The organism is Microbacterium sp. ZXX196 (assembly GCF_009709595.1).
Lineage (GTDB): Bacteria > Actinomycetota > Actinomycetes > Actinomycetales > Microbacteriaceae > Microbacterium > Microbacterium excoecariae.
This window is the reverse complement of record NZ_WMEE01000336.1, coordinates 1-256: the sequence shown is the minus strand read 5'-3', so window position 1 is coordinate 256 and position 256 is coordinate 1. Positions and strand designations below refer to the sequence as shown.

The following is a 256-nucleotide window of genomic DNA, read 5'->3' as shown; positions in this document are numbered from 1 at the left end:
TCCGGAGCTCCAAAATCTTTAGTGTTATTGGTAATGAAAAAGCAGTTCTCTAATTGTTGTTTTTGAATGAATAGCTTGTATGTATTCCAGATTATAGCATCACGAATTTCTTTTCTTGCATGTTTAGAACCTTTGCTTTTAACAATAAATGGTGGTTTTTCATTCATATCCAATTCAACAATAAGAGGAAGTAGATCAATATCGTAAGGTACCCAATCTAATTGATTCTCTGCCTCTAGCTTTACATAAAACTCTT

The 256-nt window shown here is 32.0% G+C and carries 1 protein-coding gene; it reads right to left on the bottom strand.

Annotated elements, in window-relative coordinates; genetic code table 11:
• Nucleotides 1-256 (bottom strand): PIN domain-containing protein (locus GJQ66_RS14315; protein WP_196215935.1); only part of this gene is annotated, 256 nt, incomplete at both ends.